The following is a 25,388-nucleotide window of genomic DNA, read 5'->3' as shown; positions in this document are numbered from 1 at the left end:
TGATCTACTCACCACCTGAGCCAGGCAGTGTTGCAACGACCGCTAGAACTGAAGCCTTCCCCGGCGGGGGCCGCTTCGTCTGCGGGCAGGGGCGGTGGTACGCCTGGGCGGAGCGTCCCGAAGCCCGGAGTACCCGCACGGGCCGTGCCCCTCGTGCGGGGGTGGGATGGCGGTTAGCGTGTGACGCGGGCGGGGGCGACCGGCGTACTGGGGAGGGCACATGGGTGGCGCGCGGTCCTGGTGGGGGTGGGGGGACGAGGCCGGTGCGCTGTCCGGGGGCGAGGCCGACGCGCTCGTGGGGCGGGTGGCCGCCTTCTTTCCCGGGCAGGACTTCGCCGATCACGCGCCGCCGAGCCCGGAGGATCTGCCGGTGGCGCCCTCCCGGGTGCGGGTGCCCGGGTCGCTGGCGCACCTCGTCTCCGCCGGGGTGGTCGACCGGTTGTCCCACAGTCGCGGCAAGGCGTTTCGGGATGTCGTACGCAATCTGCACGGTGACACCGCGCATGTCGTCGACCTCGTCGCCCGGCCCGGCAGCGAGCGCGAGGTGGTCGACGTGCTGGACTGGTGCGGCCGGGAGGGGATCGCCGTCGTGCCCTACGGCGGGGGCAGCTCGGTGGTCGGCGGAGTGGAGCCGCGCTTCGAGGGGCCCGCGGTCTCGCTGGACCTCGGACGGCTGGACCGGGTCCTGGAGGTCGACGAGGTCAGCCGGGCCGCGCGGATCCAGGCCGGCGTGTACGGGCCCCATCTTGAGGACCGACTGCGGCCGTACGGGCTGACCTTGCGGCATTTCCCGCAGTCCTTCGAGTTCTCCACCCTCGGCGGCTGGCTGGCCACCCGCGCGGGCGGGCACTTCGCCACGCTGTACACGCACATCGACGACCTCACCGAGTCGATGCGCGTCGTCACCCCGGTCGGCGTCAGCGAGTCGCGGCGGCTGCCCGGCTCCGGGGCCGGCCCCTCCCCCGACCGGCTGTTCCTCGGCTCCGAGGGCACCCTGGGCGTCATCACCGAGGCGTGGCTGCGGCTGCGGGAGCGGCCCCGGTGGAAGGCGGGCGCCTCCGTCGCCTTCCCCGACTTCGACGGCGCCGTGGCCGCCACCCGCGCGATCGCCCAGGCGGGCCTGCACCCGGCGAACTGCCGGCTCCTCGACTCCACCGAGGCCCTCCTCAACGCCGGCACCCCGGTCGGCGGCGGGGTCCTCGTCCTCGGCTTCGAGTCCGCCCACCATCCCGTCGGCGGCCTGCTCGACCAGGCGCTCGGCCACGTACGCGAGTACGGCGGCACGCCGCTCGGGGACGCCGCGCACAGCGACGCCGCACCGGACGGGGCCGCCGCGGCGTGGCGGTCGTCCTTCCTGCGGATGCCCTACCAGCGCGACGTACTCGCCCGCCGCGGCATGATCGTCGAGACGTTCGAGACCGCCTGCACCTGGGACCGCTTCCCCGCCCTGCACCACGCCGTCGTCTCCGCCGCGCGCGAGGCGCTGGAGTGGGCCTGCGGCGGGGGCGGCGTGGTGACGTGCCGCTTCACGCACGTCTACCCCGACGGCCCCGCGCCGTACTACGGCGTCTACGCGCCGGGCCGCTGGGGCAGCACCGTCGCCCAGTGGGACGAGGTCAAGGCGGCGGTGTCGGAGGCCCTGATCGGCGCCGGGGGCGGCATCACGCACCACCACGCCGTCGGGCGCGACCACCGGCCGTGGTACGACCGCCAGCGCCCCGACCCCTTCGCGGCGGCACTGCGCGGGGCGAAGGCGGCGCTCGATCCGGCGGGGATCCTCAATCCGGGGGTGCTGGTGGGCTGACGGGGCCCATACCGCTGCCGGGTGCCAGCCGCCGGGTCTCGTCCCGATGTGCGGATGTGGTTGGATCACGCTGTATTTGATGTGTGTTACACCGGTCGGGGTGGGTGAGGGTGCGTGCTGGAGGCTGCGGGTATCGATGCGGGGGAAGAGCGGGTGTACCGCTTCCTCGTCGGGGTGCGGGAGGCGGAGGTCGCCGCGGTCGCGGGGCAGGTGGGGCTCGACATCGCGCAGGCGCGCGGGGTGTTGGGGTCGCTGCACGACAAGGGGCTGGTGGGGCGGGTGGCCGCGGCGGGGGGCGCGGTGCGCTATGTGCCGGTGGCGCCCGACGCGGCGCTGCGGCCGCTGCTGCTGCGCGGGCAGGAGGCGCTGGAGGGGGCGCGCCGGGGGGTGGAGCAGCTCGCCGAGGAGTACCGGGCCGGGGGGCGGCGGCATGACGCGGGACAGCTGGTCGAGGTGATCACGGGGGTCAGCGTGATCCGCCAGCGGCTGCGGCACCTGGCGTACGGGGCCAAGGAGATGCAGTGGCTCTGCAAGGCCGGCCATGTGGCGCTGCCCGCGTCGGAGAACGACGAGGAGTGGGAGCTGCTCGCCCGCGGGGTGCGCTACAAGGCGGTGTACGAGCGGGCCCTGCTGGAGGAGCCCGGCATGGTGGACAACGTTGCCGGGAGTATCCGCGCCGGTGAGCAGGCACGTGCTGTCGGGACCCTGCCGGTGCGGTTGGTGATCGCGGACAGGTCGATCGCCATCTGCCCGCTGGTGCCCGGGGGTTCGGGCGGCCCGGACGGTTCGCTGGGCGAGCCGACGGCGGCGGTGGTGCGCAGCAGCAGTCTGCTCGACGCGTTGATCGCGCTGTTCGAGAGCCAGTGGGCGGCGGCGTCGCCGCTGCACGTCACGGACTCCGGTGAGCTGGCCGACTTCGGGGGGAGTTCGCGGCCCGGTGGCCATGTCGCCGACGACGAGCGGTATCTGCTGTCGCTGGTCGTCGCCGGGGTCGCGGACAAGGCGATCGCCTCCCAGCTGCGGGTCAGTCAGCGCACGGTGCAGCGGCGCATCCAGGTGCTGATGCAGCGGGCGGGGGCGGCGACACGTACGCAGTTGGTGTGGCAGGCGGCGCGGCGGGGGTGGCTGTCGTAGGAAGGCGGGCTCGGCGGGGACATCGGCGACTCCGTCAGGCGGGGGGGCCTGACGGAGTCGCCGGGCTGGCGGCAGGGGGGTGCCGCGCAGTTCGGGGGGTGCGGGTCAGTTGAGGGCGTAGGCGCGGGTGATCTCCTGGGTCACCTTGTTGCCCCGGTCGTCCCAGGCCCGTACGCGCAGGGAGACGTAGTGGGTGCCGGTCGGGCGCTTTGCCTGGACCCGGTAGGTGCCGTCGCCCTGGGGGGTGGTCGTCGCGGTGGTCCAGTGCGCGCCGTCGTCGTAGGAGACGGAGACCTCCATGCCGGCCGGTTTCGGGGTGGTGAGGCCGTCCTGGTGGCGCGCCTTGACCTTGAAGTCGAGGGTGCGGGCCGCGGGGGCGGTGCCGGTGAGGTCGGTGGGGACGTCGTAGTCGAGCTGCAGGAGGGGCAGCAGCGGGGTCTGCCCGGCCGGGGGGCGCGGGGCGGTGAAGGACCAGGTGGTGCGGGTTTTGGTGGACAGGGTCCACTCGGGGGTGGTGCGGGCGGTCGTCAGGTCCAGGCGGTAGCGGCCGCCGTCTCCGCCCGCGGGGAACTCCCCCCAGGTGCCGGAGGTCTCGGCGAGGGGCTTCCCGTCGCGGTGGAGGGTCGCCCGTACCTCGTCGGCGGGGGTGTCGTCCATGTCGCCGACGTCGGGGAAGCTGTAGTGGCCCGGTGCGGCATCGGCGAACTCCGGTATGCGGACGACCAGTTGCTCCTGCGTGCGGTGGGAGGTCAGGCCCTTGACGCCGGTGGGGATGGCGGGGCGCACCACGGGGGCGAACCAGCTCTCCGTCAGCCGCTCCCCCGGCCGGTAGGTGCGGGCGGGCTGGAGCATGCCGCCGGACAGGGGGGAGTCCTGGTTCCAGGTGAGGCGGTGGTGGACCCGGTGGTTCCAGAGGGTGTCGTCGGCGCTCACGTACTCGGTGCGGGTCGTCCCGGTGGCGACGTGGCGCTGGTACTGGTTGATCGCCGCGTCCATCCAGGGGCGCCAGCCGAAGCGCTGCTCCGTGGCGTACGGGATGCCGCCCGTGTCGTGGTAGCGCGAGGTGACGGTGGCGGTGTTGGCGGCCGTCACCCGGTGCACGACCCGCTCGGGTACGCGCTGGCGCGACACCTGCATCACGTCGTAGAGGTAGGGGCTGTGCGGGATGCCGTTCAGCTCCACGGTGGCGGGGCCGGCGCGCAGGGCCCCGAGCAGCCGCTGGGCGATGTCGTAGCGGATCAGCACGGTGGTGAGGGGCTGGCGCTCCCCGTGGGGGGTCCAGTGCGTCCAGGCGGGGCTGCCCTCCCACGAGCTCAGGATCGCGGTGGCCGCTCCGGCGTCCGCGGCGGCGACGGCCAGCTCGTCGTACGACGTCTCCGAGTCGTCCACGAGTACCGCGGCGCCGCGTACGTCCACGCCGCGGGCGCGCAGGGCCGCGTAGTCCTCGGGGCGGCCGGCGCCGGCGTGGACCAGGCGCTGGCTGCGACGTCCGTCCAGCAGCGGGGAGTTGTCCAGCAGGCCGCATTCGAGGTCGATCGCGCGGCCCGCGCGCAGGGCGCGGGCGGTGAGCTGGGGGGCGGTGAGCTGCCAGCGGGAGTCGAACTCGAAGGTGCCGTCGGTGACCGCCTTCGTCGGGGTGACGTAGAGGCGGCGGGCGTCGGCGCCGAAGTCCATGTGGCCGGTGGCGAAGCTGCGGTTGCCGACCGCGCGGTGGGTGAAGAAGCTGACGACGGCTTCCTGGACGGCTTCCCTGGGGGTCTCGATCCGCACCTGGACGGCCTTGCGGGCGTCCAGGACCACGTGCGTGTCACGGTCGACGGTCAGGTCGGGGTTGACGACGACGCTCTGCACGCTGCCGTTCTCGACGCGGTCGGAGATCGTGCCCTGCAGGAAGTAGGAGCCCTCCGGGACCTGCACGGTGAAGGGCCGCCCGGGGACCAGGTCGCCGAAGGTGTCGTAGCGGGAGTCGGCGCCGAAGAGCACCAGCGGGGTGACCCAGGCCGGTTGCCCGGCCCGGTCCACGGCGCTCACGGTGAGGGTGTGCTTGCGGCCCTCCTTCGCGGCGGCCAGGGTGGTGTGCGCGGTGCCGCCGTCGCCGGCCGTCGCGGTGAGCGCGCCGCCGTAGCGGCCGGTGGGCAGCGCCTTCGCGTCGAGTACGACGTCGATACGGGCCTGGCCGTGCGCCGGGACGGTGAGCGTCGTGCCGCCGGGCAGGCGCAGCGCGTCGGCGGGGGCGGGGCGGCCGGCGCCGTCGCGCAGGTCGGCGGTGAGGTTCACGGTGAGCGCGGTGTCGCCGGTGTTGGTGTAGGTGACCTGGGCGCTCTGGGGGCCCGAGTCGGGGGTGAGGGCGCTGCCCAGGCTGAGGGTGCCGGTGGCGTGCAGGGGCTGGGCCACCGCGCGGGCCACGTCGACGCGGCCGCCGCCCTGCTCGTAGACGGTCTGGTCGGGGGCGGTACGGGAGGTGCTGATCAGGGCGTCCTTCAGCTCCCCGGCCTGCCAGTCGGGGTGCTGGGCGGCCAGGATCGCCGCGGCGCCCGCGACGTGGGGGGCGGCCATGGACGTACCGGAGGAGGCGGTGTAGAGGTCGTCGACCACCTCGCCCATCGAGGTGCCTGCCGCGCGGGCGGCGACGATGTCGACGCCGGGGGCGGTGATGTCGGGCTTGGCGGCCTCGTCGGGGCGCGGGCCTCGGCTGGAGAAGTCGGCGAGGCGCTCCTCGCGGTCCACCGCGCCGACGGTCAGCGCCTTGTCGGCGGCGCCGGGGGTGCCCACGGTGTACTCGCCGGGGCCGCTGTTGCCGGCGGAGACGACGAAGAGGGTGCCGGTGGTCTCGGTCAGCTCGTCGAGGGCGAGGCTGAGGGGGTCCGTGCCGTCGGTGGGCTCGTCGCTGCCCAGGCTCATGTTGACGACGTCGGCGCCCGAGGAGGCGGCCCACTCCATGCCGTCCAGCACGGAGGAGACCGAGCCGAAGCCGTCGTCGCCGAGGACCTTGCCGACGAGCAGTTTCGCGCCGGGTGCGACGCCCTTGCGCAGGCCCTTGGAGCCGGCGCCGCTGCCGGCGACGGTGGCGGCGACGTGGGTGCCGTGGCCGAAGGCGTCGCCGGTGGTGGGGCTGTCGGTGAAGTTGCGGGCCTCGGTGATCCGGCCGGCGAGGTCGGGGTGGGTGGCGTCGACGCCGGTGTCCAGGACGGCGACGCTCACGCCGGTGCCGTCGTAGCCGGCCTGCCACGCCTGGGGGGCGCCGATCTGGGCGGTGCTGCGGTCCAGGGTGGGGCGGATGCGCGCGTCGAGCCAGAGGTGGTCGATACCGGCGCCCAGGCGCGGGGCCTTGGGCGCCCCGGGGGCCTTCGCGCCGGGGGCGGTCGCGGTGTCGACGTCCGCCCAGAAGCGGTGGGCCTGGCGCTTGTCGGCCTTCAGCGCGCGGCCCCGCAGGCTGTCGAGGGTGCGTACGGCCTCGGAACCGGCGGGCTCCTCGGCGGAGTTGAGGCGCACCTCGGAGCGGTAGCGGGCGATGAGGGGGATGCTCTTGGCACGGGCGTCGTCGTAGCCCTGCTCGACCAGGCCGGTGATGTTGAACAGCTGGCGGTCGAGGGAGCCGGCGCCTATGTAGGGCAGCGCGTCGCGGGGTACGACGTAGAGGTCGCCGTCGATCTCCAGCTGCTCGTAGCCGCCCTCGGCGTCCTCGGCGTCCTTCGTGCGCGGCTCGACGGTGACGGCCTGGCGGCCGTCGGGGAAGCGCTCCAGGCGCACCTTGTCCCCGGTCACGAGGGTGACGGTGGAGGTCCGGGTGGCAGGGGCCGCGGGGCGGGGCGCGGCGGTGGGGGCGGCTGCCGCGTGGGTGGCGGGGGCCAGGGCCGTGAGGAGGGCGCCCGCCGCCAGGAACGCGACGGGACGGAGCCGGGGGTAGCGCATCGATGCCTCTCCAGGACGGTGCGGGGTGGAGCACGCGGTTCGGCTCAAGACTCCGGTCGCGGGGTGCCGTGTGTCACCTGTTTCCGGTGCCGCTCTTACGACATGTCGCTTCTACGACAGCGGTGTTCGCCCCGCGACGAGCCCGCCGCCGTCGAATTCGGCTGGACACGCGGGGGGCCGGTTGCACAGGATGGAGCGGTTTGCGGGTCGTGGTGGTCTTGGCACAGGGGAGCGACGATGGGTACGGAATCCGCGGTACATCCGGCTGACGGGCACGCGGTCATCCGCGTCCACGGGGCGCGGGTCAACAACCTCAGGGACGTCGACGTCGAGATCCCCAAGCGGCGGCTGACGGTCTTCACCGGGGTGTCCGGTTCGGGGAAGTCCTCACTGGTCTTCGGGACGATCGCCGCGGAGTCGCAGCGGCTGATCAACGAGACGTACAGCGCCTTCGTGCAGGGCTTCATGCCCTCCCTGGCCCGGCCCGACGTGGACGTGCTGGACGGGCTGACCACCGCGATCATCGTGGACCAGCAGCGGATGGGCTCCGACCCGCGCTCCACGGTCGGTACGGCCACCGACGCCAACGCGCTGCTGCGGATCCTCTTCAGCCGGCTCGGCGAGCCGCACATCGGGCCGCCCAACGCCTTCTCCTTCAACGTGCCGCCCGTGCGGGCCACCGGCGAGGTCACCGTCGAGCGCGGCACCACCACCTCCGTCACCACCGACTTCACCCGCGCCGGCGGGATGTGCGCGCACTGCGAGGGGCGCGGCAGCGTCACCGACTTCGACCTCACACAGCTCTACGACGACAGCAGGGCCCTCAGCCAGGACGCGCTGACCATCCCCGGCTACACGGGCGACGGCTGGATGGTGCGCACCTACCGCGACTCCGGTTTCTTCGACCCGGACAAGCCCATCCGCGACTTCGACGAGCGCGAGCTGCACGACCTGCTGCACCGCGAGGCCGTCAAGGTGAAGATCAACGGGATCAACCTCACCTACGAGGGCCTGCTGCCCAAGCTGCGCAAGTCGATGCTGGCCAAGGACCGCGAGGCGATGCAGCCGCACGTGCGGGCCTTCGTGGACCGCGCCGTCACCTTCACCGCCTGCCCCGACTGCGGCGGCACCCGCCTCAACGCCACCGCCCGCTCCAGCACCGTCGGCGGGGTGAGCATCGCGGACGCCTGCGCGATGCAGATCAGCGATCTGGCCGACTGGATCGGCGGCCTGGACGAGCCGTCGGTGGCGCCGCTGCTGGCCAACCTGCGCCAGGCGCTGGAGTCGTTCGTGGAGATCGGGCTCGGCTACCTGTCGCTGGACCGGCCCGCGGGGACGCTGTCGGGGGGCGAGGCGCAGCGGGTGAAGATGATCCGGCACCTGTCCTCCTCGCTCACCGACACCACGTACGTCTTCGACGAGCCCACCGCCGGGCTGCACCCGCACGACATCCAGCGCATGAACAGCCTGCTGCTGCGGCTGCGCGACAAGGGCAACACGGTGCTGGTCGTGGAGCACAAGCCGGAGGTCATCGCGATCGCCGACCACGTGGTGGACCTCGGCCCCGGCGCCGGCAGGCACGGGGGCACCGTCTGCTTCACCGGCAGCGTGGCGGAGCTGCGCGCCGCCGACACGGTCACCGGGCGGCACTTCGGGGACCGGGCGCGGCTGAAGGACACCGTGCGCACGGCCACCGGGAGTCTGGAGGTGCGCGGCGCGGACGCCAACAACCTGCAGAAGGTCGACGTCGACATCCCGCTGGGGGTGCTGTGCGTGGTCACCGGGGTGGCCGGCTCGGGGAAGTCCTCGCTGGTGCACGGGTCCATTCCGGCGGCGGAGGGTGTCGTACGGATCGACCAGAGCCCCATCCGCGGCTCGCGGCGCAGCAACCCGGCGACCTACACCGGGGTGCTGGAGCCCGTCCGCAAGGCGTTCGCGAAGGCCAACGGGGTCAAGCCGGCGCTCTTCAGCGCCAACTCCGAGGGCGCCTGCGGCGGTTGCAACGGCGCCGGCGTCGTCTACACCGATCTGGCGATCATGGCGGGGGTGGCGACGCGCTGCGAGGACTGCGAGGGGCGGCGCTTCCAGTCGGCGGTGCTGGAGTACCGCCTGGGCGGGCGCGACATCAGCGAGGTCCTGGGGATGCCGGTGGCGGAGGCGCTGGAGTTCTTCGGCGCCGGCGAGGGGCGGGTGCCGGCCGCGCAGCGGATCCTGCGGCGGCTCGTCGACGTGGGTCTTGGCTACCTCACGCTGGGCCAGCCGCTCACCACGCTCTCCGGGGGCGAGCGCCAGCGGCTGAAGCTGGCGACGCACATGGCGGACACGGGCGGGGTGTACGTACTGGACGAGCCGACGACCGGGCTGCACCCGGCGGACGTGGAGCAGCTGCTCGGGCTGCTGGACCGGCTGGTGGACTCGGGGAAGTCCGTCATCGTCATCGAGCACCACCAGCGGGTGATCGCGCACGCGGACCGGGTGATCGACCTGGGGCCGGGCGCGGGGCACGACGGGGGGCGGATCGTCTTCCAGGGGACGCCGCGGGAGCTGGCCGCCGAGGCGGCGACGCTGACGGGGGAGCATCTGGCGGCGTACCTGGGCTGAGGGCTCCTCGGGAAGGCGCGGCCCCCGCACCGGCGGGGTGCGGGGGCCGCGCCTTCCCGACAGGCGGGTCCGGTGGGGCGTGGCTACGCTGGAGAGCAGGTACGTGTGGTGGCGCCGGTACGGCTTCAGCTGCCTGCGGGGCGTCCGCGTACAGGGACGTCCAGCGGACCCAGGAGGTCGGTCGTACCATGTCTCCCCTCTTCGACGGCGAAACCGGACCCCGCGAGTGCAGCGAGCCGAAACTCGCCGTGAACCCCTTCTACGGCCTGGCCGATCCGGCGGCGGGCATGCTGGAGGACCCGCCCCGCACCCGGCTGCCCGACGGGCCGACCGCGCCCGACACCGCCTACCAGTACGTGTACGACGAACTGATGCTGGACGGCAACGCGCGGCTGAACCTGGCGACCTTCGTCACCACCTGGATGGAGCCCCAGGCGGGCAAGCTGATGGCCGAGTCGCGGGACAAGAACCTCGTCGACAAGGACGAGTACCCGCGCACCGCCGAGCTGGAGCGCCGCTGCGTGGCGATGCTCGCCGACCTGTGGAACGCCCCCGACCCCCGGCAGGTCATCGGCTGCGCCACCGTCGGCTCCAGCGAGGCGTGCATGCTGGCCGGGCTGTCGCTGAAGCGGCGCTGGGCGCAGCGCAACGCCGACCGCTACCCCTCGCGCGAGGCGCGGCCGAACCTGGTCATGGGCATCAACGTCCAGGTCTGCTGGGAGAAGTTCTGCAACTACTGGGACGTGGAGGCCCGCCACGTGCCCATGGAGGGCGACCGCTTCCACTGCGACCCGCAGGGGGCGGCGGAGCTGTGCGACGAGAACACCATCGGTGTCGTCGGCATCCTGGGCTCCACCTACGACGGCTCCTACGAGCCGATCGCGGAGATGTGCGCGGCGCTGGACGCGCTGCAGGAGCGCACCGGGCTGGACATCCCCGTGCACGTCGACGGTGCCTCCGGCGCGATGGTCGCGCCGTTCCTGACGCCGGACCTGGTGTGGGACTTCCGGCTGCCGAGGGTGGCGTCGATCAACACCTCGGGGCACAAGTACGGGCTGGTCTACCCCGGTGTCGGCTGGGCGATCTGGCGCGACCACGAGGCGCTGCCGGAGGACCTGATCTTCCGGGTCAACTACCTCGGCGGCGACATGCCGACGTTCTCCCTGAACTTCTCCCGGCCCGGCTCGCAGGTCATCGCGCAGTACTACACGTTCCTGCGGCTGGGGCGGGAGGGCTTCACCGCGGTGCAGCGGGCGACGAGCGACATCTGCCGCTCGCTGGCGGAGCGGGTGGAGGCGCTGGGCGACTTCGAACTCATCACCCGCGGCGACGAGTTGCCGGCATTCGCGTTCACCACGGCGCCGGACGTGACGGCCTACGACGTCTTCGACGTCTCGCGGCGGCTGCGCGAGAGCGGCTGGCTGGTGCCGGCGTACACCTTCCCGCCCAACCGGCAGGACCTGGCGGTCTGCCGGATCGTGTGCCGCAACGCCTTCTCGGCGGACCTGTCGGACCTGCTGATGGAGGATCTGACGCGGCTGCTGCCCGAGTTGCGCCGCCAGCCGCACCCGATGGTCACCGACCGGGACGCGGAGACGATGTTCCACCACGACCAGGCCGAATGACACGGGCCGGATGACGCGGGCCGGGCGGACCGGCCGGTACGGGCCCGTGGGCGCCCCGGTCAAGTCCGGGGCGCCCGCGGGCCGTTGGGTCACCGTCGGGTCAGCTCAGGAGACGGTCACCACGTCCACGTCGTCGGCCTTGACGAAGCCGATGCGGTGGCCGATCTGGATCTCGTAGTACTTCGTCTGACCGCGGATGACGGTGCGGTCGTACGGGCCGGAGCCGTCGAAGGTGACCGCCCGGTAGTACTCGCCGTACTGCCAGCCGCCGTAGGAGTACGCCTGCCCGGCGCGGATGACGTACGGGTGGGCGGAGACGGGCTGGTAGGGGACCTCCGGCGGGTACGCCTCGGCCTCCGGGTAGGCGCGCCCGTAGACCGGGATCGCCTCCCTGCCCGCCTTCGGGGTGACCAGGGTGCCGGCGACGAACTTGGCGACCTCGGCGCCCTCCGGGTTGTGGAACCAGCCCTTGAGGCCGTGGTACCAGATGGCCAGCCACTCCCCCGAGCGGTCCGCCACCGCGTACACCTGGCCGGTGGAGGCGCGGCTGCCGACGTCGGAGACGACCATGGTGGCGGGCTGGCCGCCGGGCCGCAGGCCCAGGTCGTTGAGGAGCGGGGCGTCCGGGCTGGGCGCGGAGCGCAGGATCACCGAGGAGGACGGGGAGGGCGGGCAGGGCGTGGTGGAGGCGCCGGCGCAGCCGGTGAACGCGGGCAGGTTGGTGTCGAAGTCCGGCTGGATCATGACGAGTTTCTTCTCGAAGCCGATGGCGGGGCTGGGGGCGTCGAGGAGGTTCATGTAGTGGTTCCAGTCCCAGTACGGGCCCGGGTCCCAGTGCATGTTCCGGATGTTGGCGGTGGTGGTCCCGGGGACGTTGTCGTGGCCGATGATGTGCGCGCGGTCCAGCGGGACGTCGTAGCGCTCGGCGAGGTAGCGCACCAGCTTGGCGGAGGAGCGGTACATCGCCTCGGTGTACCAGGCGCCCTGCTGGGCGGCGAAGCCCTCGTGCTCCAGGCCGATGGACTTGGCGTTGATCGCCCAGTTGCCGGCCTGCCAGGCGACGTCCCTGGTGCGGATGTGCTGGGCGACGTGGCCGTCGGAGGAGCGCAGGCTGTAGTGCCAGCTCGCGGCGCGGACCGGGTCCTGGATGAGTTTGATGACGCCGGGGTACTGGCCCTCGGTGTCGTGGATGACGATGTAGTCGATCTTCTGGTCGCGGGGGCGGTCGGCCTTGTCGTGGTTGGCGTAGTCGCCGAAGGCGTCGGTGAGGCGGTAGGTCGCCGGGATCCACTCGCAGGGCAGGTCGGGCGGGCAGTCGGTCTCCGACTGCTCCTGCGCGGGCAGGCCGAGCGCGTCCAGGCGGCTGGTGTCGGGGGTCAGGCCCGGGTCGGCGGCGAGGGTGACGGCGTGGCCGTCGTCGGTGCTGCGGGCCGCGCCGGTGCGCAGGGTGGCGTAGACCTCGTCGGCGAAGGTGCGGGCGTCGTCGCGGTAGGCGGCTCCGGCGTAGGCGGCGACGGCGCCGTACCAGTCGGCCGGGTCGCCGGACAGGGGCGCGCCGAGGTCCTGCTGGTAGTGGGCCAGGAGCGCCGCGCCGCCCTCGATGTTCGCGGCGGGCTCGGTGCGCAGGATGTCCTCGTCGGTGCCGGTGAGGTCGGCGGCGGTGGCCAGGGTGGTCAGCGCGGGGCCGAACTCCTCGGCGCCGACGGGGCGTCCGGTGTCGCCGCGGGGGTCCTCCCCCGCGTCGCCGTGGTGGTCCTCGGCCAGGGCGGTCGCGGCGTCGGTGAGGTGCATGGGGCCGAAGCCGGCGTCGGTGCTGGGGCGGCCGGCGTTGGTGTCCCAGCGCGACTCGAGGTAGGAGACGCCGAGCAGGACGCTCTCGGGGACCTGGTGGCGGCCGGCCGCGGCGGCGTACTGCTGCTGGCGGCCGGCGGGCGCCGGGGCGGCAGTGTCAGCGGCGGCGGGCAGGGTGGCGGAGGTGAGCGGGAGCAGTACGGCCGCGGCGAGGGCGGCGGTCAGCCAGGGACGGTGGCTGCGGCGCCCGCGCGGGGCGGGGGCGGTCGGTCTCCTCAAGGGGACTCCTCTGGTGAATCCGGTCTGGTGGGTCTGGTCTGGTGGGTCTGGTGGGTTGTCGCTCTTTGTGCTCGTGACCGGCGGGTGCGAGAGCCCTCAGACCTATCGAGTCCCGGTGGACACGTCAATGCTTTCCGGTGGCGGAAACACGCACCTCGCCGCGGACGCCGGGGAGCTGCGGCGCATCAGTGGTCCAGACCAATTCTGGGGTGGGTGGCGGACCGTCAGTGGCGCGGTTTCCCACCGCGCGCACGGCCCGCCCCGACGTCCAGAGCGCGCAGGGCGGCGGCGAGTTCGGCCACGTCGTACGGGCGCGCCAGGGAGCGGCCGGTGAGTTCGTGGATGCGGCGCAGCCGGTAGCGCACGGTGTTGGCGTGGCAGAAGAGCCGCTCGGCGGCGTGCTCGGCGGAGCCCTGGTGGTCGTACCACGCCTGGAGGGTCTCCAGCAGGGTGGTGCGGTCCTCGGCGGGCAGGTCCAGGACGGCGCCCAGGACGTGGTGGGCGACGCGTTCGCTCTCCTCCTGGTCGCGGGCGACGAGGGCGGCGAGGGGGCTGTCGCTGAAGACATGCACCGCGGCGCCGCCCACGGGGAGGCCGGCCAGGGCGGCCGCGGCCAGGTGCAGGGCGCGCGGGGTGTCGCGCAGGGAGTGGTAGGGCGGGCTGACGCCGGTGCGGGTGGTGGCGCTCTCGCGCAGGATGGCGAGCAGCTCCGCGCGCTGGCCGGGGCGCAGGGAGACGACGCCGGTCTGGAGGGTGGGGGTGAGGCGCCAGGCGGAGATGATGCCGCGGTGGGCGAGGCGCTGCTCGATACGGGGCAGGCCGCCCTCGGCGAGCGCGGTGTTCTCCGCGGCGACCACCGCGAAGTCGGCGTCGGCGTGCAGACCGAGCAGTTCGGCGATCTCCCAGGGGCCGGCCGCCAGCCCCGCCTGTCCGGTGAAGAGCGCCTCCACCAGGGCGGCGCGGCGCTGGCGGCGCTCCACGAGCAGCTCGGCGGTGGTGGCGCGATAGGCCTCGGTGACGGCGATGGCGTGCTCGTCGGCGAGCTGCCACAGCACGGTGGCGGCGGCGACCAGGCCGGCGGGGTCGGCGGGGTCGGCGGCCTCGCGGGTGCGGGTCAGTACCTCCCAGACGGCGGCGAAGCCGAGCCGGTAGACGCGCAGCACCTCCGGCAGCGGGGCGTCCTGGTGGGCGCGGCGCCGGCCGGTCTCGCGGGGGGCGGTGAGGTCGTGCGGGCCGTCGGGGTCGCGCAGCCCCTCGACGATGTAGCGCAGGTTGTGCTCGACGGAGCGGCGCAGCTCCTCACGCGGGACGCCCGAGCGGTACAGCTCCATCTCCCGTACTGAGGTGGCGACGACCTGCTCGGTGAGGCGGGGGAGCTGGGACTCGGCCCAGTCGGCGAGGGCGGCCAGCGCGCCGGGCACCTCACCGCCCGGTCCGGACGGGACCGGACCACCCCTCCCGGGCGGGGGATCCGCGGGAGGGGTGGCGGGTGTGGGGGTCTTGCTGTGCGTCATGAAGTAAGGGTCCGCTCGCCTACGCTCCCCGTCGGTACGCGGTCGGCGGCGTGCGGAGGGCGCGACAAGTATCGCCTCTGCCGGCCCCGGCGTCGATGTGGCCGTCCACAATGATCACTGTCGCCGGGCACCACGGCGGCGCCCGCCAAGTCCGCCCGTGCAGCGTTATCGCCGCCACCTCGGGCTTCTGGTATCCATTCCCTATGCTGCTGCGCCAGTTGGAGTACCTCAACGCCCTCTCCCGCGAAGGGCATTTCGCGCGCGCGGCGGGCGCCTGCCACGTCTCGCAGCCGGCCCTGTCCGCCGGCATCCGCAAGCTGGAGTCCGAACTGGGGGTGCAGATCGTCCAACGCGGGCAGCGCTTCGAGGGGTTCACCCCGGAGGGCGCCCAGGTGCTGAAGTGGGCCCAGCGGATGCTGGCCGAGCAGGAGCAGCTGCGCCAGTCGCTGGAGAGCATGCGCGGCGGCCTGTCCGGGGTGCTGCGGATCGGGGCCATCCCCACCGCGCTGACGGTGGCCTCGCTGCTGACCACACCCCTGCGCAAAGGCCATCCGCAGGTGCGCTTCACCCTGGAGTCGATGTCCTCGCGCGATATCGTCGCCCGCCTCCACGACTACGACATCGATGTGGGAATGACCTATATCGACGGCGAACCGCTGGGCCGGGTGCGGGTGGTGCCGCTCTACCGCGAGCAGTACGTGTTCCTCACCCCGGCGGACGGGGATTTCGCCGAACGTACGTCGGTGAGCTGGGCGGAGGCCGCGTCCGCGCCGCTGTGCCTGCTGATCCCGGTCATGCAGAACCGCCGTATTCTGGACGGGCATTTCGCCGAGATCGGGGTGGAGGTCCAGCCCGTACTCGAAACCGACACCGTTTCGGCGATATACGCCCACGTCGCCTCGATGCGCGTGTCGAGTGTCATTCCGCACGCCTGGCTGCACACCCTGGGCGTGCCCGAGGGGGTGCGGGTGATCCCGCTGCCGCGGCCGAAGCGCTCCTTCCACGTCGGCCTCGTCCTGGCCGGCCGCGACCAGGAGTCGATGCTGGCACGCTCGCTGGTCGACACCGCGCACCATGTGGACATCCACCGCGTACTGGACCGGGCACTGGCGCGTCGACTGACGCCCCTACCGGCACCCACCCGCCCAAAGGCGGCCTCATAGCCCACTCATAGCCCACGCTTATGAGCAGATTCGAACTTTGACTTTGACCTGCGTCACACCCGGGCCTAGATTCGCCTCAACGACCCCGGGCCGGACAGCCGTTCACCCGGCGGCCGGTCAATGGTCAAGCACCGCACGATGGTTCGGCAGGGACCCCATCGGGTCTTTCCCAACCCTAGCGCAGAGCCGCACCGCCCATGTAAACCCGTGATGAACATCGCGTCTCCTCCCGTAACGGAGGAAGGCGCGGGTTCTCATACCCGACACCGGTGGGGACACGCGGAATTGTCTTCCGTGTGCCCGAATTGCGGGCACCGCCCCAGCAGTCCTTCGCTCAAGGAGGTGCGCATTGACTGCGTTTTCCTTTCTGGACCGTCAGCACACCATCGCCCCTGCGGGCTACAGCCGTTGGCTGATCCCGCCGGCCGCGCTGGCCATCCACCTGTGTATCGGCCAGGCATACGCCACCAGCGTCTACAAGGAGGCGCTGCGCGAGCACTTCGACACCAGCCTCACCGCGATCGGCGTGGTCTTCTCCATCGCGATCGTGATGCTCGGCGTCTCGGCCGCGATCTTCGGCACCTGGGTGGACCGGGTCGGCCCGCGCAAGGCGATGTTCACGGCGGCGTGCTGCTGGGCGACCGGGTTCCTCGTCGGGGCGGCCGGTATCGCCGCCGGCCAACTCTGGCTGGTCTACCTCGGATACGGCTTCATCGGCGGCATCGGACTGGGCATCGGCTACATCTCGCCCGTCTCCACCCTGATGAAGTGGTTCCCCGACCGTCCGGGGCTGGCGACCGGCATGGCCATCATGGGCTTCGGCGGCGGCGCGATGGTCGCCGCCCCGCTCTCGCGCGAGCTGCTGTCCTTCTACGGCGGCGGGGCGGACATCCCCTCCGGCAGCGCGGTGGCGAAGCTCTTCGTCACCCTGGGCGCGGCGTACTTCCTCGTCATGATGATGGGCGTCTTCACCGTACGCGTCCCCGCGCCGGGCTGGCGGCCGCCGCACTTCGACCCCTCGAAGGTCAAGGTCAAGGCGATGGTGACCAAGGGCAACGTCTCGGCCGCCAACGCCATCAAAACCCCGCAGTTCTGGCTGCTGTGGACGGTGCTGCTGTGCAACGTCACGGCGGGTATCGGCATCCTGGAGCAGGCCGCCGAGATGATCCAGGACATGTTCCGCGACGGCGGCACCTCCACGGTCAGCGTGGCCGCGGCGGCCGGGTTCGTCGGCCTGCTGTCGGTCGCCAACATGAGCGGCCGCTTCGTGTGGTCCTCGACCTCCGACCTCATGGGCCGCAAGCCGATCTACGTGATGTACCTGGGCCTGGGCATGGGGCTGTACGCGCTGCTGGCCTTCGCGGGCGGCAGTTCCACGGCGCTGTTCGTGGCGCTGTGCGTGCTGATCATCTCCTTCTACGGCGGCGGCTTCGCGACCGTACCGGCGTATCTGCGCGACCTGTTCGGCACGTACCAGGTGGGCGCCATCCACGGGCGGCTGCTCACCGCGTGGTCCACCGCCGGCATCGTCGGCCCGCTGATCGTCAACCGCATCCTCGACTCCCAGGGCACTCCCGGTGAGCTGGTCGCGGACGACTACAAGCCGGCGCTGTTCACGATGGTCGGCGTCCTGGCGGTCGGCTTCGTCGCCAACCTCCTCATCCGCCCGGTCTCCGAGCGGTGGCAGGAGAAGGCGCCGGTGGCCGACGCCGTCGACAGCGCGCACGCCAAGACGCCCGCCGGCAACTGACGGCGGACCTGGGACAACCCGACACACGAAGGAGTCACACGATGACGGGAGCGACGGCCGGGCACTCGGCCAAGACCTACCGGGCGGAGGTCGCCATCACCTGGCTGATCGTCGGCATCCCCCTGGTCTACGGGGTGTACAACGCCGTGAAGGCGGCGCTGCAGCTCTTCACCCACTAGGGGTTCCACCGACCAGGGCCATGGGCCCACCCCGGGCCTGCCGCTGTCGGGCAGGCCCCACCGGGCCCGGCTGCCGCGCCCTCCCCCGTACCGGCGCGGCAGCCGGGCCCGGCCCCCCTCACCCCCCAACTCCCCTATCCGGCACAGGAATCCCCGACGACCCTCAGCAGACCCGCGACGCACCGGGAGCGCCCATGAGCCAACCCACGGTGAACCTGACCGAGACAGTGCACTCCGCCATCGACGCGCACCGCCACGAGCGGGGGCCCCTCCTGGTGATCCTGCAGGAGGTCCAGGAGCGGCTGGGGTACGTCCCACCCGCCGCCGTGCCCCTCATCGCCCGCGAGCTGAACCTCTCCCGGGCCGACGTGCACGGCGTCCTCACCTTCTACCACGACCTGCGCACCGAGCCACCGGGCCGCACGACCCTGAGCCTGTGCCGCGCGGAGGCCTGCCAGGCGGTCGGCGCCGAGGCGCTGGTGGCCCAGGTCGAGGAGGCGCTCGGCGTGAAGACCGGCCAGACCGCGGCGGACGGCTCCGTCACCGTCAACCAGGTGTTCTGCCTGGGCAACTGCGCGCTCGGCCCCTCCGCGCTGGTGGGCGGGCGGCTGCACGGCAGGCTGGACCGCGACCGCGTCGTCGCGCTGGTACGGGCGGAGGCGTCATGATCCGGGTGTACGTGCCGCGGGACTCCGCGGCGACCTCCGTGGGCGCCGACGAGGTGGCCCGCGCCCTGCGACTCGGCGCCTCCTACCGGGACATCGACGTGGAGGTGGTGCGTACCGGCACCCGCGGCATGCTGTGGCTGGAGCCGCTGGTCGAGGTGGAGACCCCGCACGGCCGGGTCGGCTACGGGCCCGTATCGCCGCGCGACGTCGAGGAGTTGATCGACGCCGGGCTGCTGGAGGGCGGCGAGCACCCCCTGCGCCAGGGCCCGGTGGCCGAGCTGCCGTGGATGCGCGAGCAGCAGCGCCTGTGCCTCGCCCGCGTCGGCGTCACCGACCCCCTCTCCCCCGACGACTACGTGCGCCACGGCGGACTGGCCGGCCTGCGCCGGGCGTTGGAGCTGACCCCGCAGCAGGTCGTCGCGGAGGTCACCGAGTCGGGGCTGCGCGGGCGCGGCGGCGCCGGCTTCCCCGCCGGCATCAAGTGGAAGACCGTCGCGGAGCAGGACGCGGACGACCCGGAGGCGCTGAAGTTCGTCTGCTGCAACGCCGACGAGGGCGACAGCGGCACCTTCGCCGACCGCATGGTCATGGAGGGCGACCCCTTCTCCCTGCTGGAGGGCATGGCGATCGCCGGCTACGCGGTGGGCGCCCGGGAGGGCTACGTCTACCTGCGCTCCGAGTACCCCGACGCCGCGGCGGTGCTGCGTGAGGCCATCGACATCGCCTGGGCGCAGGGCTGGCTGGGGCAGAACATCCTCGGCTCCGGCTTCGGCTTCGACATCCGGCTGCGGGTGGGCGCGGGCGCGTACATCTGCGGCGAGGAGACGTCCATGCTGGAGTCGCTGGAGGGCAAGCGCGGCATGGTCCGCGCCAAGCCGCCCATCCCCGCCGTCACCGGCCTCTTCGGCCGCCCCACCGTCGTCAACAACGTCCTCACCCTGGTGAGCGTCCCGGCCGTGCTCGCCGACGGCGGCGCGGCGTACGCCGAGCTCGGCGTCGAGCGCTCGCGCGGCACCCAGGTCTTCCAGCTCGCCGGCAACATCGCGCGCGGCGGCGCCTTCGAGACGGCCTTCGGCATCTCCCTGGAGACGCTGGTGAACGGGTTCGGCGGCGGTACGCGCTCGGGCCGGCCACTGCGCGCCGTCCAGGTCGGCGGCCCGCTGGGGGCGTACATCCCGGCCGGTCAGCTGGACATCCCCACCGACTACGAGGCCTTCGACGCGGCCGGGGCGATGCTCGGGCACGGCGGGATCGTCGTCTTCGACGACACCGTCGACATGGCGGCGATGGCCCGCTTCGCGATGGAGTTCTGCGCCGAGGAGTCCTGCGGCAAGTGCACGCCCTGCCGGGTCGGCGCGGTACGCGGCGTGGAGGTGATCGACCGGCTGACCGGCGGCGAGGACCCCGACGGGAACCTCTCCCTGCTGGGCGACCTGTGCGACCTGATGACCGAGGGCTCGCTGTGCGCGATGGGCGGCCTGACGCCCAACCCGGTCAAAAGCGCGCTGCTGCACTTCCCCGACGACTTCGTCCCCCGCTCCCGAGGTGAGAGCACCGAGGAGGAACGATGAGCCTGTACAAGGACCTTGATCTCGGCACCCCGGCCCCGCCGGACGGTGCCCCGCCGGTGACCGTCGAGGTCGACGGCATGGCGGTGACCGTCGCCGGGGGCAGCTCGGTCATGCGCGCCGCCGCCCTGGCCGGCGTGGAGGTGCCCAGGCTGTGCGCGACGGACTCCCTGGAGGCGTTCGGCTCCTGCCGGCTGTGCCTGGTGGAGATCGACGGACGGCGCGGCGCCCCCGCCTCCTGCACCACCCCCGTCACCGAGGGCATGCGGGTACGCACCCAGAGCGCCAAGCTGGACAAGCTCCGCCAGGGCGTGATGGAGCTGTACATCTCCGACCACCCGCTGGACTGCCTGACCTGCCCGGCCAACGGCGACTGCGAGCTGCAGGACATGGCCGGCGTGGTCGGCCTGCGCCAGGTGCGCTACGGCTACGAGGGCGCCAACCACCTCGACCTGCCGACCGACCACTCCAACCCGTACTTCGACTTCGACGCCTCCAAGTGCATCGCCTGCTCGCGCTGCGTGCGCGCCTGCGACGAGGTGCAGGGGACCTTCGCGCTGACCATCGAGGGCCGCGGCTTCGACTCCAAGGTCTCCGCGGGCGCGGGTGAGTCCTTCGCGGACTCCGAGTGCGTCTCGTGCGGGGCGTGCGTGCAGTCCTGCCCGACCTCCACGCTGCAGGAGAAGTCGGTGGTGCAGTTGGGGATGCCGACGCGCACCGTGAAGACCACCTGCGCGTACTGCGGGGTGGGCTGCTCCTTCAACGCCGAGCTGCGCGGCGACGAGCTGGTGCGGATGGTCCCCGACAAGGAGGGCGGCGCCAACGAGGGCCACGCCTGCGTCAAGGGCCGCTTCGCCTTCGGCTACGCCACCCACCCCGACCGCGTCCTGTCGCCGATGATCCGCGAGTCGATCACCGACGAGTGGCGCGAGGTCGACTGGGAGACCGCGATCGGCTACGTGGCGACGCGGATGCGGGAGATCCAGGCCCGCCACGGCGTCGGCGCCATCGGCGGCATCACCTCCTCGCGGTGCACCAACGAGGACGTGTACGTCGTGCAGAAGATGGTCCGTACCGCCTTCGGCAACAACAACGTCGACACCTGCGCGCGGGTCTGCCACTCCCCCACCGGCTACGGGCTCAAGCAGACCTTCGGCGAGTCCGCCGGCACCCAGGACTTCCGCTCGGTCGCCAAGGCCGACGTCATCGTGGTGATCGGCGCCAACCCCACCGACGGGCACCCGGTGTTCGCCTCGCGGATGAAGCGCCGGCTGCGCGAGGGCGCGAAGCTGGTCGTCATCGACCCGCGCCGCATCGACCTGGTGCGCTCCCCGCACGTCGAGGCGGAGTACCACCTGCCCCTCGCGCCGGGCACGAACGTGGCGATGGTCAACGCGCTGGGGCACGTGGTGGTCACCGAGGACCTGGTGGACCGGGAGTTCGTCGCGGCGCGCTGCGAGGACTTCGACGCCTGGGCGCGGTTCATCGCCCGGCCCGAGCACAGCCCCGAGGCCGCCGAGGAGATCACCGGAGTGCCGGCGGCGGACATCCGCGCGGCGGCCCGGCTGTACGCGCGGGCGGGCAACGCGGCGATCTACTACGGGCTCGGCGTCACCGAGCACAGCCAGGGCTCGACCATGGTGATGGGCATGGCCAACCTGGCGATGGCCACCGGCAACATCGGCCGCGACGGCGTGGGCGTCAACCCGCTGCGCGGCCAGAACAACGTCCAGGGCTCCTGCGACATGGGCTCCTTCCCCCACGAACTCCCCGGCTACCGCCACGTGTCGGACGACGCGGTGCGCCAGGTCTTCGAGAACCTGTGGGGCAGCACCCTGGCCCCGCAGCCCGGACTGCGCATCCCCAACATGTTCGACTCGGCGCTGGAGGGCTCCTTCCGGGGGTTGTACGTCCAGGGCGAGGACATCGCCCAGTCCGACCCCAACACCAGCCACGTCTACGCGGCGTTGCGCTCGCTGGACCTTTTGGTGGTGCAGGACCTCTTCCTCAACGAGACCGCCCAGCTGGCGCACGTCTTCCTGCCGGGCACCTCGTTCCTGGAGAAGGACGGCACCTTCACCAACGCCGAGCGGCGCATCAACCGGGTGCGGCCGGTGATGGCCCCGGCGACGGGCAAGCACGAGTGGCAGATCCCGTGCGAGATCGCGCAGGCGATGGGCTACGACATGTCGTACGACGACCCCAGCCAGATCATGGACGAGATCGCGGTGCTGACCCCGACCTTCGCGGGGGTGTCCTTCGCCAAGCTGGACCGGCTGGGCAGCGTGCAGTGGCCCTGCAACGACGCGGCGCCCGAGGGCACGCCGATCATGCACGTGGCGGAGTTCGTCCGGGGCAGGGGGCGGTTCGTCGTCACGGCGTTCGTGCCCACGACGGAGCGGGCGACGCGCCGCTACCCGCTGATCCTCACCACCGGGCGCATCCTCAGCCAGTACAACGTGGGCGCGCAGACCCGGCGTACGCCCAACGTGTTCTGGCACGCGGAGGACGTGCTGGAGATCCACCCGCACGACGCGGAGGTGCGCGGGATCAGCGAGGGCGACGAGGTGACGATCACCTCGCGCACCGGGGAGACGGTGCTGCGCGCGGTGATCTCCGACCGGATGCCGACCGGGGTGGTGTACACCACGTTCCACTACCCGCTCAGCGGGGCGAACGTCGTCACCACCGAGAACTCCGACTGGGCGACCAACTGCCCGGAGTACAAGGTCACGGCGGTGCAGGTGACCCCGGGCGCGCAGTCGGCGGCCGGTTCGCGCGAGAGCGCCGCGGCGGTCAACGCCCCGGCCGGTAGGGAGGGTTGATGTCCGGGGGCGGCACGTTGCCCGTACTGCGGCTGGCCGGCGACATCGCGGCGCAGTTCCGCCACGTACCGGGCGAGGAGGCGGCCGTGAAGGTCGCCGACCACGTCCGGCTGTTCTGGGACCCGCGGATGCGGGCGCAGCTGCGGACCCAGGTGGAGCGGGAGGGCGAGCACTGCGACCCGGTGGTACGCCGGGCGGCGGCGCTGCTGGCGGAGGGCGCCTGACCGGCTCCGCCGCAGTTCGGCTGCATGAGGCCAGGCGGCCCGCCGTCCGTGCGCCCTTGGGGTCGCGGGGGCTCGTCGGCGGGTGTCCGTGGGAAAAGGGTTGGGAGGGGTGAAGCGTCGCTGTTAGGCTGCCAGTGGCCGTGGAATTCCTGTCAGGAGGTGAGACCCGTGAACGCTGTGCCCCATGGGTGCTCCCCCTTGTCCTTCATGGTCGGGCGACTGACATAGGTGTCGCCGGGAGCGCCCGAGCGCAAGGCTCTCCTGAGAGGCAGACACCTATGAGCACTGGACAGTATTTCGCCGCCGGCATCGAGGAGCGCCCGGTCGTGGTCGACCGGGTCGCGGAGCTGCGGTGGCACGCTCTGGCCGATGACCTGGTCGTCGGTCGCGGCGACGTCGCGCACCGGCCCGACGGGCGCACCTTCCTCAGCATCAACGCGTGGCACGGCGCGGTCTTCGACCGGCTCGCCGAGGCGATGCTCGCAGCCCTTCCGACGCCGTTGTACACGGTGGTCGACGAGGCGGAGCCCGAAGTGGTCGCCGGCTGGGAGCGGGCCGGCTTCACGGTCGGGCGCCGCGAGTGGGAGTACCTCGTACCCACCGATCCCCGCCTCACCCGCCTCGACGCGGCGCGCCCGCCGTCGGGCGTGACCGTCCTGCCCGTCGGCGAGGCGCAGGACGGCCCGCTGCGTGCCCTGGACCGCGCCGTGCGCGAGGAGGTCGAGGCGACCGCCGGGTGGCACACGATGCCGGCCGAGGTGCTGCCGCGCCCGGAGGGGACGACCGTGCTGTACTCGTCGAAGTACGCGGTGGCGGAGCACAATGGTCAGTACGTGGGCCTGGTCAGGGTGGCGCCGGTGACCCGGCAGCCGCGGATCGGGCTGGTCGCGGTCCGGGCCGGCCTGCACCGCCGCGGTATCGCCCGGGCGCTGCTGGCCCGGGTGCTGGGCGAGCTGCACAGCTGCGGGATCGAGAGGGCGACGACCGAGGTGAACGAGTCCAACGAGGCGGCAAGGGCGCTCTTCGAGGGAATCGGCGCCCAACGCTGTGGCGGCAACCTGGAGTTGGTGCGCCACTGACATCCTGACTGACGGAACCGGCGACAACCCCTACCGATAACCGACTGACGAAGCGGGAGAACATGGCAAGAACATCAAAGGGCATCGAAATCGAGGGCACCGTCACGGAGTGCCAGCGCAACGCCACCTTCCGGGTGGAGCTCCCGAACGGGCACACGGTGCTCACCCACATCAGCGGCAAGATCCGGAAGAACCGCATCCGGATCCTCCCGTACGACCGGGTGCTCGTCGAGCTGAGCCCGTACGACCTCACGCGCGGCCGGATCCTCTACCGCTACCGGTAGCAGCCGCACCCGCACGGGGACGGAGCGCTCGCCTCACCCCACCGGCTGCGGCTGGAGCCGCTCCGCCCCCGTGTAGACGTTCATCGACGTGCCGCGCAGGAAGCCGACCAGGGTCATGCCTGTTTCGGCGGCGAGGTCCACCGCCAGGGAGGAGGGGGCGGAGACCGCGGCCAGGAGGGGGATGCCCGCCATCACCGCCTTCTGGACGAGTTCGAAGGAGGCGCGGCCGCTGACCATCAGGATCGAGCGGCGCAGGGGGAGCATGCCCGCGCGCAGGGCGTGGCCGATGACCTTGTCGACCGCGTTGTGGCGGCCGACGTCCTCGCGGAGGAAGAGGAGGTCGCCGGTGGCGGAGAAGAGGCCGGCGGCGTGCAGGCCGCCGGTGGAGTCGAAGACCCGCTGGGCCTCGCGCAGGCGGTCGGGGAGCGCGGTGAGGACCTCCGGGCCGATGCGCAGGGGGTCGCGGGTGACGCTCCAGGCCGAGGAGGTGCGTACCGCCTCCAGGCTGGCCTTGCCGCACAGGCCGCAGGAGGACGTGGTGTAGAAGTTGCGCTCCAGGGAGGCGTCGGGGGGCTTGACGCCGGGGGCGAGGACGACGTCCACGACGTTGTACGTGTTGCCGCCGTCGGAGGTCGCGCCGGCGCAGTAGCGGATCGAGGCGACCTGCTCGGCGGCGTGCACGACGCCCTCGCTGACCAGGAAGCCGACCGCCAGGTCGAAGTCGTCGCCGGGGGTGCGCATGGTCACCGTCAGCGGGCGTGAGCCCACCCGGATCTCCATCGGCTCCTCGGCGGCGAGCGTGTCGGGGCGGTGCGAGACGACGCCGTCGCGGATGCGGGTGACGCGGCGCCTTACGGTGACTCGGCCCATGGTGTCTTCCTCTCGGCGCTGCCGGGTTGCGGCGGTGCGTTGCGGGGGCGGGGTGGGTGGGGTGGGTGGGGTGGAACCGGTACTCGTTTCGTGACCGCTGGGTCGTGGGGGCCTCCCC

General features: G+C 72.6%; 17 protein-coding genes. 13 read left to right on the top strand and 4 right to left on the bottom strand.

Going from position 1 to position 25,388, the window contains the following annotated elements; translation table 11 throughout:
• Positions 1-220 precede the first annotated feature (220 nt).
• Both ACFQLX_RS24140 and ACFQLX_RS24135 read left to right on the top strand, forming a co-directional pair.
• Complete coding sequence (locus ACFQLX_RS24140; protein WP_386418440.1) at positions 221-1,804, top strand: FAD-binding oxidoreductase; 1,584 nt, start codon at positions 221-223, stop codon at positions 1,802-1,804.
• A gap of 114 nt (positions 1,805-1,918) precedes the next feature.
• On the top strand, positions 1,919-2,938 hold the full coding sequence (locus tag ACFQLX_RS24135) for a helix-turn-helix domain-containing protein (RefSeq protein WP_386418439.1): 1,020 nt from the start codon (positions 1,919-1,921) through the stop codon (positions 2,936-2,938).
• Positions 2,939-3,043: 105 nt separating this feature from the next.
• Here ACFQLX_RS24135 and ACFQLX_RS24130 read toward each other — a convergent pair whose 3' ends face one another.
• Positions 3,044-6,850, bottom strand: a complete 3,807-nt coding sequence (locus tag ACFQLX_RS24130; RefSeq protein WP_386418437.1) for a S8 family serine peptidase — start codon at positions 6,848-6,850, stop codon at positions 3,044-3,046.
• A gap of 237 nt (positions 6,851-7,087) precedes the next feature.
• On the opposite strand from ACFQLX_RS24130, the gene ACFQLX_RS24125 reads away from it, so the two are divergent.
• Both ACFQLX_RS24125 and ACFQLX_RS24120 read left to right on the top strand, forming a co-directional pair.
• A complete protein-coding gene (locus ACFQLX_RS24125; RefSeq protein ID WP_386418436.1) occupies positions 7,088-9,451 on the top strand; it encodes an ATP-binding cassette domain-containing protein in 2,364 nt (787 codons plus the stop codon).
• A 188-nt stretch (positions 9,452-9,639) separates the two neighbouring features.
• Positions 9,640-11,076, top strand: a complete 1,437-nt coding sequence (locus tag ACFQLX_RS24120) for a glutamate decarboxylase (RefSeq protein ID WP_386418434.1) — start codon at positions 9,640-9,642, stop codon at positions 11,074-11,076.
• Between the two features lie 105 nt (positions 11,077-11,181).
• Here ACFQLX_RS24120 and ACFQLX_RS24115 read toward each other — a convergent pair whose 3' ends face one another.
• Positions 11,182-13,146 carry an N-acetylmuramoyl-L-alanine amidase gene (locus tag ACFQLX_RS24115; RefSeq protein WP_386418432.1) on the bottom strand — a complete coding sequence of 655 codons (1,965 nt, stop codon included), beginning with the start codon at positions 13,144-13,146 and terminating at the stop codon, positions 11,182-11,184.
• Between the two features lie 224 nt (positions 13,147-13,370).
• Positions 13,371-14,660 (bottom strand): PucR family transcriptional regulator, encoded by a 1,290-nt coding sequence (locus ACFQLX_RS24110; protein WP_386418431.1) that lies wholly within the window; start codon positions 14,658-14,660, stop codon positions 13,371-13,373.
• Positions 14,661-14,863: 203 nt separating this feature from the next.
• Between ACFQLX_RS24110 and ACFQLX_RS24105 the strand changes: the two genes are divergently transcribed.
• From ACFQLX_RS24105 to infA, 9 genes are all read left to right on the top strand, one after another.
• Positions 14,864-15,823 (top strand): LysR family transcriptional regulator, encoded by a 960-nt coding sequence (locus tag ACFQLX_RS24105; RefSeq protein ID WP_386418429.1) that lies wholly within the window; start codon positions 14,864-14,866, stop codon positions 15,821-15,823.
• 349 nt (positions 15,824-16,172) lie between these two features.
• Positions 16,173-17,573 carry an OFA family MFS transporter gene (locus tag ACFQLX_RS24100; RefSeq protein WP_386418428.1) on the top strand — a complete coding sequence of 467 codons (1,401 nt, stop codon included), beginning with the start codon at positions 16,173-16,175 and terminating at the stop codon, positions 17,571-17,573.
• Between the two features lie 41 nt (positions 17,574-17,614).
• Positions 17,615-17,752 (top strand): MFS transporter small subunit, encoded by a 138-nt coding sequence (locus tag ACFQLX_RS24095; protein WP_386418426.1) that lies wholly within the window; start codon positions 17,615-17,617, stop codon positions 17,750-17,752.
• Between the two features lie 194 nt (positions 17,753-17,946).
• A complete protein-coding gene (locus ACFQLX_RS24090; RefSeq protein ID WP_386418424.1) occupies positions 17,947-18,420 on the top strand; it encodes a formate dehydrogenase subunit gamma in 474 nt (157 codons plus the stop codon).
• Complete coding sequence (locus ACFQLX_RS24085; protein WP_386418423.1) at positions 18,417-19,991, top strand: formate dehydrogenase beta subunit; 1,575 nt, start codon at positions 18,417-18,419, stop codon at positions 19,989-19,991. Before ACFQLX_RS24090 ends, ACFQLX_RS24085 begins: the two co-directional genes overlap by 4 nt.
• Positions 19,988-22,813, top strand: coding sequence for a formate dehydrogenase subunit alpha (fdhF, locus tag ACFQLX_RS24080; RefSeq protein ID WP_386418421.1), 2,826 nt, complete (start codon positions 19,988-19,990; stop codon positions 22,811-22,813). The genes ACFQLX_RS24085 and fdhF overlap by 4 nt, the downstream gene beginning before the upstream one ends.
• Positions 22,813-23,037 carry a formate dehydrogenase subunit delta gene (locus tag ACFQLX_RS24075; RefSeq protein ID WP_386418419.1) on the top strand — a complete coding sequence of 75 codons (225 nt, stop codon included), beginning with the start codon at positions 22,813-22,815 and terminating at the stop codon, positions 23,035-23,037. The genes fdhF and ACFQLX_RS24075 overlap by 1 nt, the downstream gene beginning before the upstream one ends.
• A 278-nt stretch (positions 23,038-23,315) precedes the next feature.
• Entirely contained in the window at positions 23,316-24,116 is an 801-nt protein-coding gene (locus ACFQLX_RS24070) for a GNAT family N-acetyltransferase (RefSeq protein WP_386418418.1), read from the top strand.
• A 62-nt stretch (positions 24,117-24,178) separates the two neighbouring features.
• Positions 24,179-24,400 carry a translation initiation factor IF-1 gene (infA, locus tag ACFQLX_RS24065; RefSeq protein ID WP_386418416.1) on the top strand — a complete coding sequence of 74 codons (222 nt, stop codon included), beginning with the start codon at positions 24,179-24,181 and terminating at the stop codon, positions 24,398-24,400.
• 33 nt (positions 24,401-24,433) lie between these two features.
• Here infA and fdhD read toward each other — a convergent pair whose 3' ends face one another.
• A complete protein-coding gene (gene fdhD / locus ACFQLX_RS24060) occupies positions 24,434-25,270 on the bottom strand; it encodes a formate dehydrogenase accessory sulfurtransferase FdhD (protein ID WP_386418414.1) in 837 nt (278 codons plus the stop codon).
• Positions 25,271-25,388 lie beyond the last annotated feature (118 nt).

It is taken from the genome of Streptomyces polyrhachis (assembly GCF_042663125.1).
Taxonomy (GTDB): domain Bacteria; phylum Actinomycetota; class Actinomycetes; order Streptomycetales; family Streptomycetaceae; genus Streptomyces; species Streptomyces polyrhachii.
The sequence above is the reverse complement of the archived record's forward strand: the minus strand, read 5'-3'. Positions and strand labels throughout refer to the sequence as shown.

Coding starts and splice junctions, on each gene's coding strand:
- fdhF (WP_386418421.1), top strand. CDS start 19,988: ATGAGCCTGTACAAGGACCTTGATCTCGGCACCCCGGCCCCGCCGGAC.
- infA (WP_386418416.1), top strand. CDS start 24,179: ATGGCAAGAACATCAAAGGGCATCGAAATCGAGGGCACCGTCACGGAG.
- ACFQLX_RS24075 (WP_386418419.1), top strand. CDS start 22,813: ATGTCCGGGGGCGGCACGTTGCCCGTACTGCGGCTGGCCGGCGACATC.
- ACFQLX_RS24110 (WP_386418431.1), bottom strand. CDS start 14,660: ATGACGCACAGCAAGACCCCCACACCCGCCACCCCTCCCGCGGATCCC.
- ACFQLX_RS24130 (WP_386418437.1), bottom strand. CDS start 6,850: ATGCGCTACCCCCGGCTCCGTCCCGTCGCGTTCCTGGCGGCGGGCGCC.
- ACFQLX_RS24140 (WP_386418440.1), top strand. CDS start 221: ATGGGTGGCGCGCGGTCCTGGTGGGGGTGGGGGGACGAGGCCGGTGCG.
- ACFQLX_RS24095 (WP_386418426.1), top strand. CDS start 17,615: ATGACGGGAGCGACGGCCGGGCACTCGGCCAAGACCTACCGGGCGGAG.
- ACFQLX_RS24070 (WP_386418418.1), top strand. CDS start 23,316: ATGAGCACTGGACAGTATTTCGCCGCCGGCATCGAGGAGCGCCCGGTC.
- ACFQLX_RS24125 (WP_386418436.1), top strand. CDS start 7,088: ATGGGTACGGAATCCGCGGTACATCCGGCTGACGGGCACGCGGTCATC.
- ACFQLX_RS24105 (WP_386418429.1), top strand. CDS start 14,864: ATGCTGCTGCGCCAGTTGGAGTACCTCAACGCCCTCTCCCGCGAAGGG.
- fdhD (WP_386418414.1), bottom strand. CDS start 25,270: ATGGGCCGAGTCACCGTAAGGCGCCGCGTCACCCGCATCCGCGACGGC.
- ACFQLX_RS24090 (WP_386418424.1), top strand. CDS start 17,947: ATGAGCCAACCCACGGTGAACCTGACCGAGACAGTGCACTCCGCCATC.
- ACFQLX_RS24085 (WP_386418423.1), top strand. CDS start 18,417: ATGATCCGGGTGTACGTGCCGCGGGACTCCGCGGCGACCTCCGTGGGC.
- ACFQLX_RS24120 (WP_386418434.1), top strand. CDS start 9,640: ATGTCTCCCCTCTTCGACGGCGAAACCGGACCCCGCGAGTGCAGCGAG.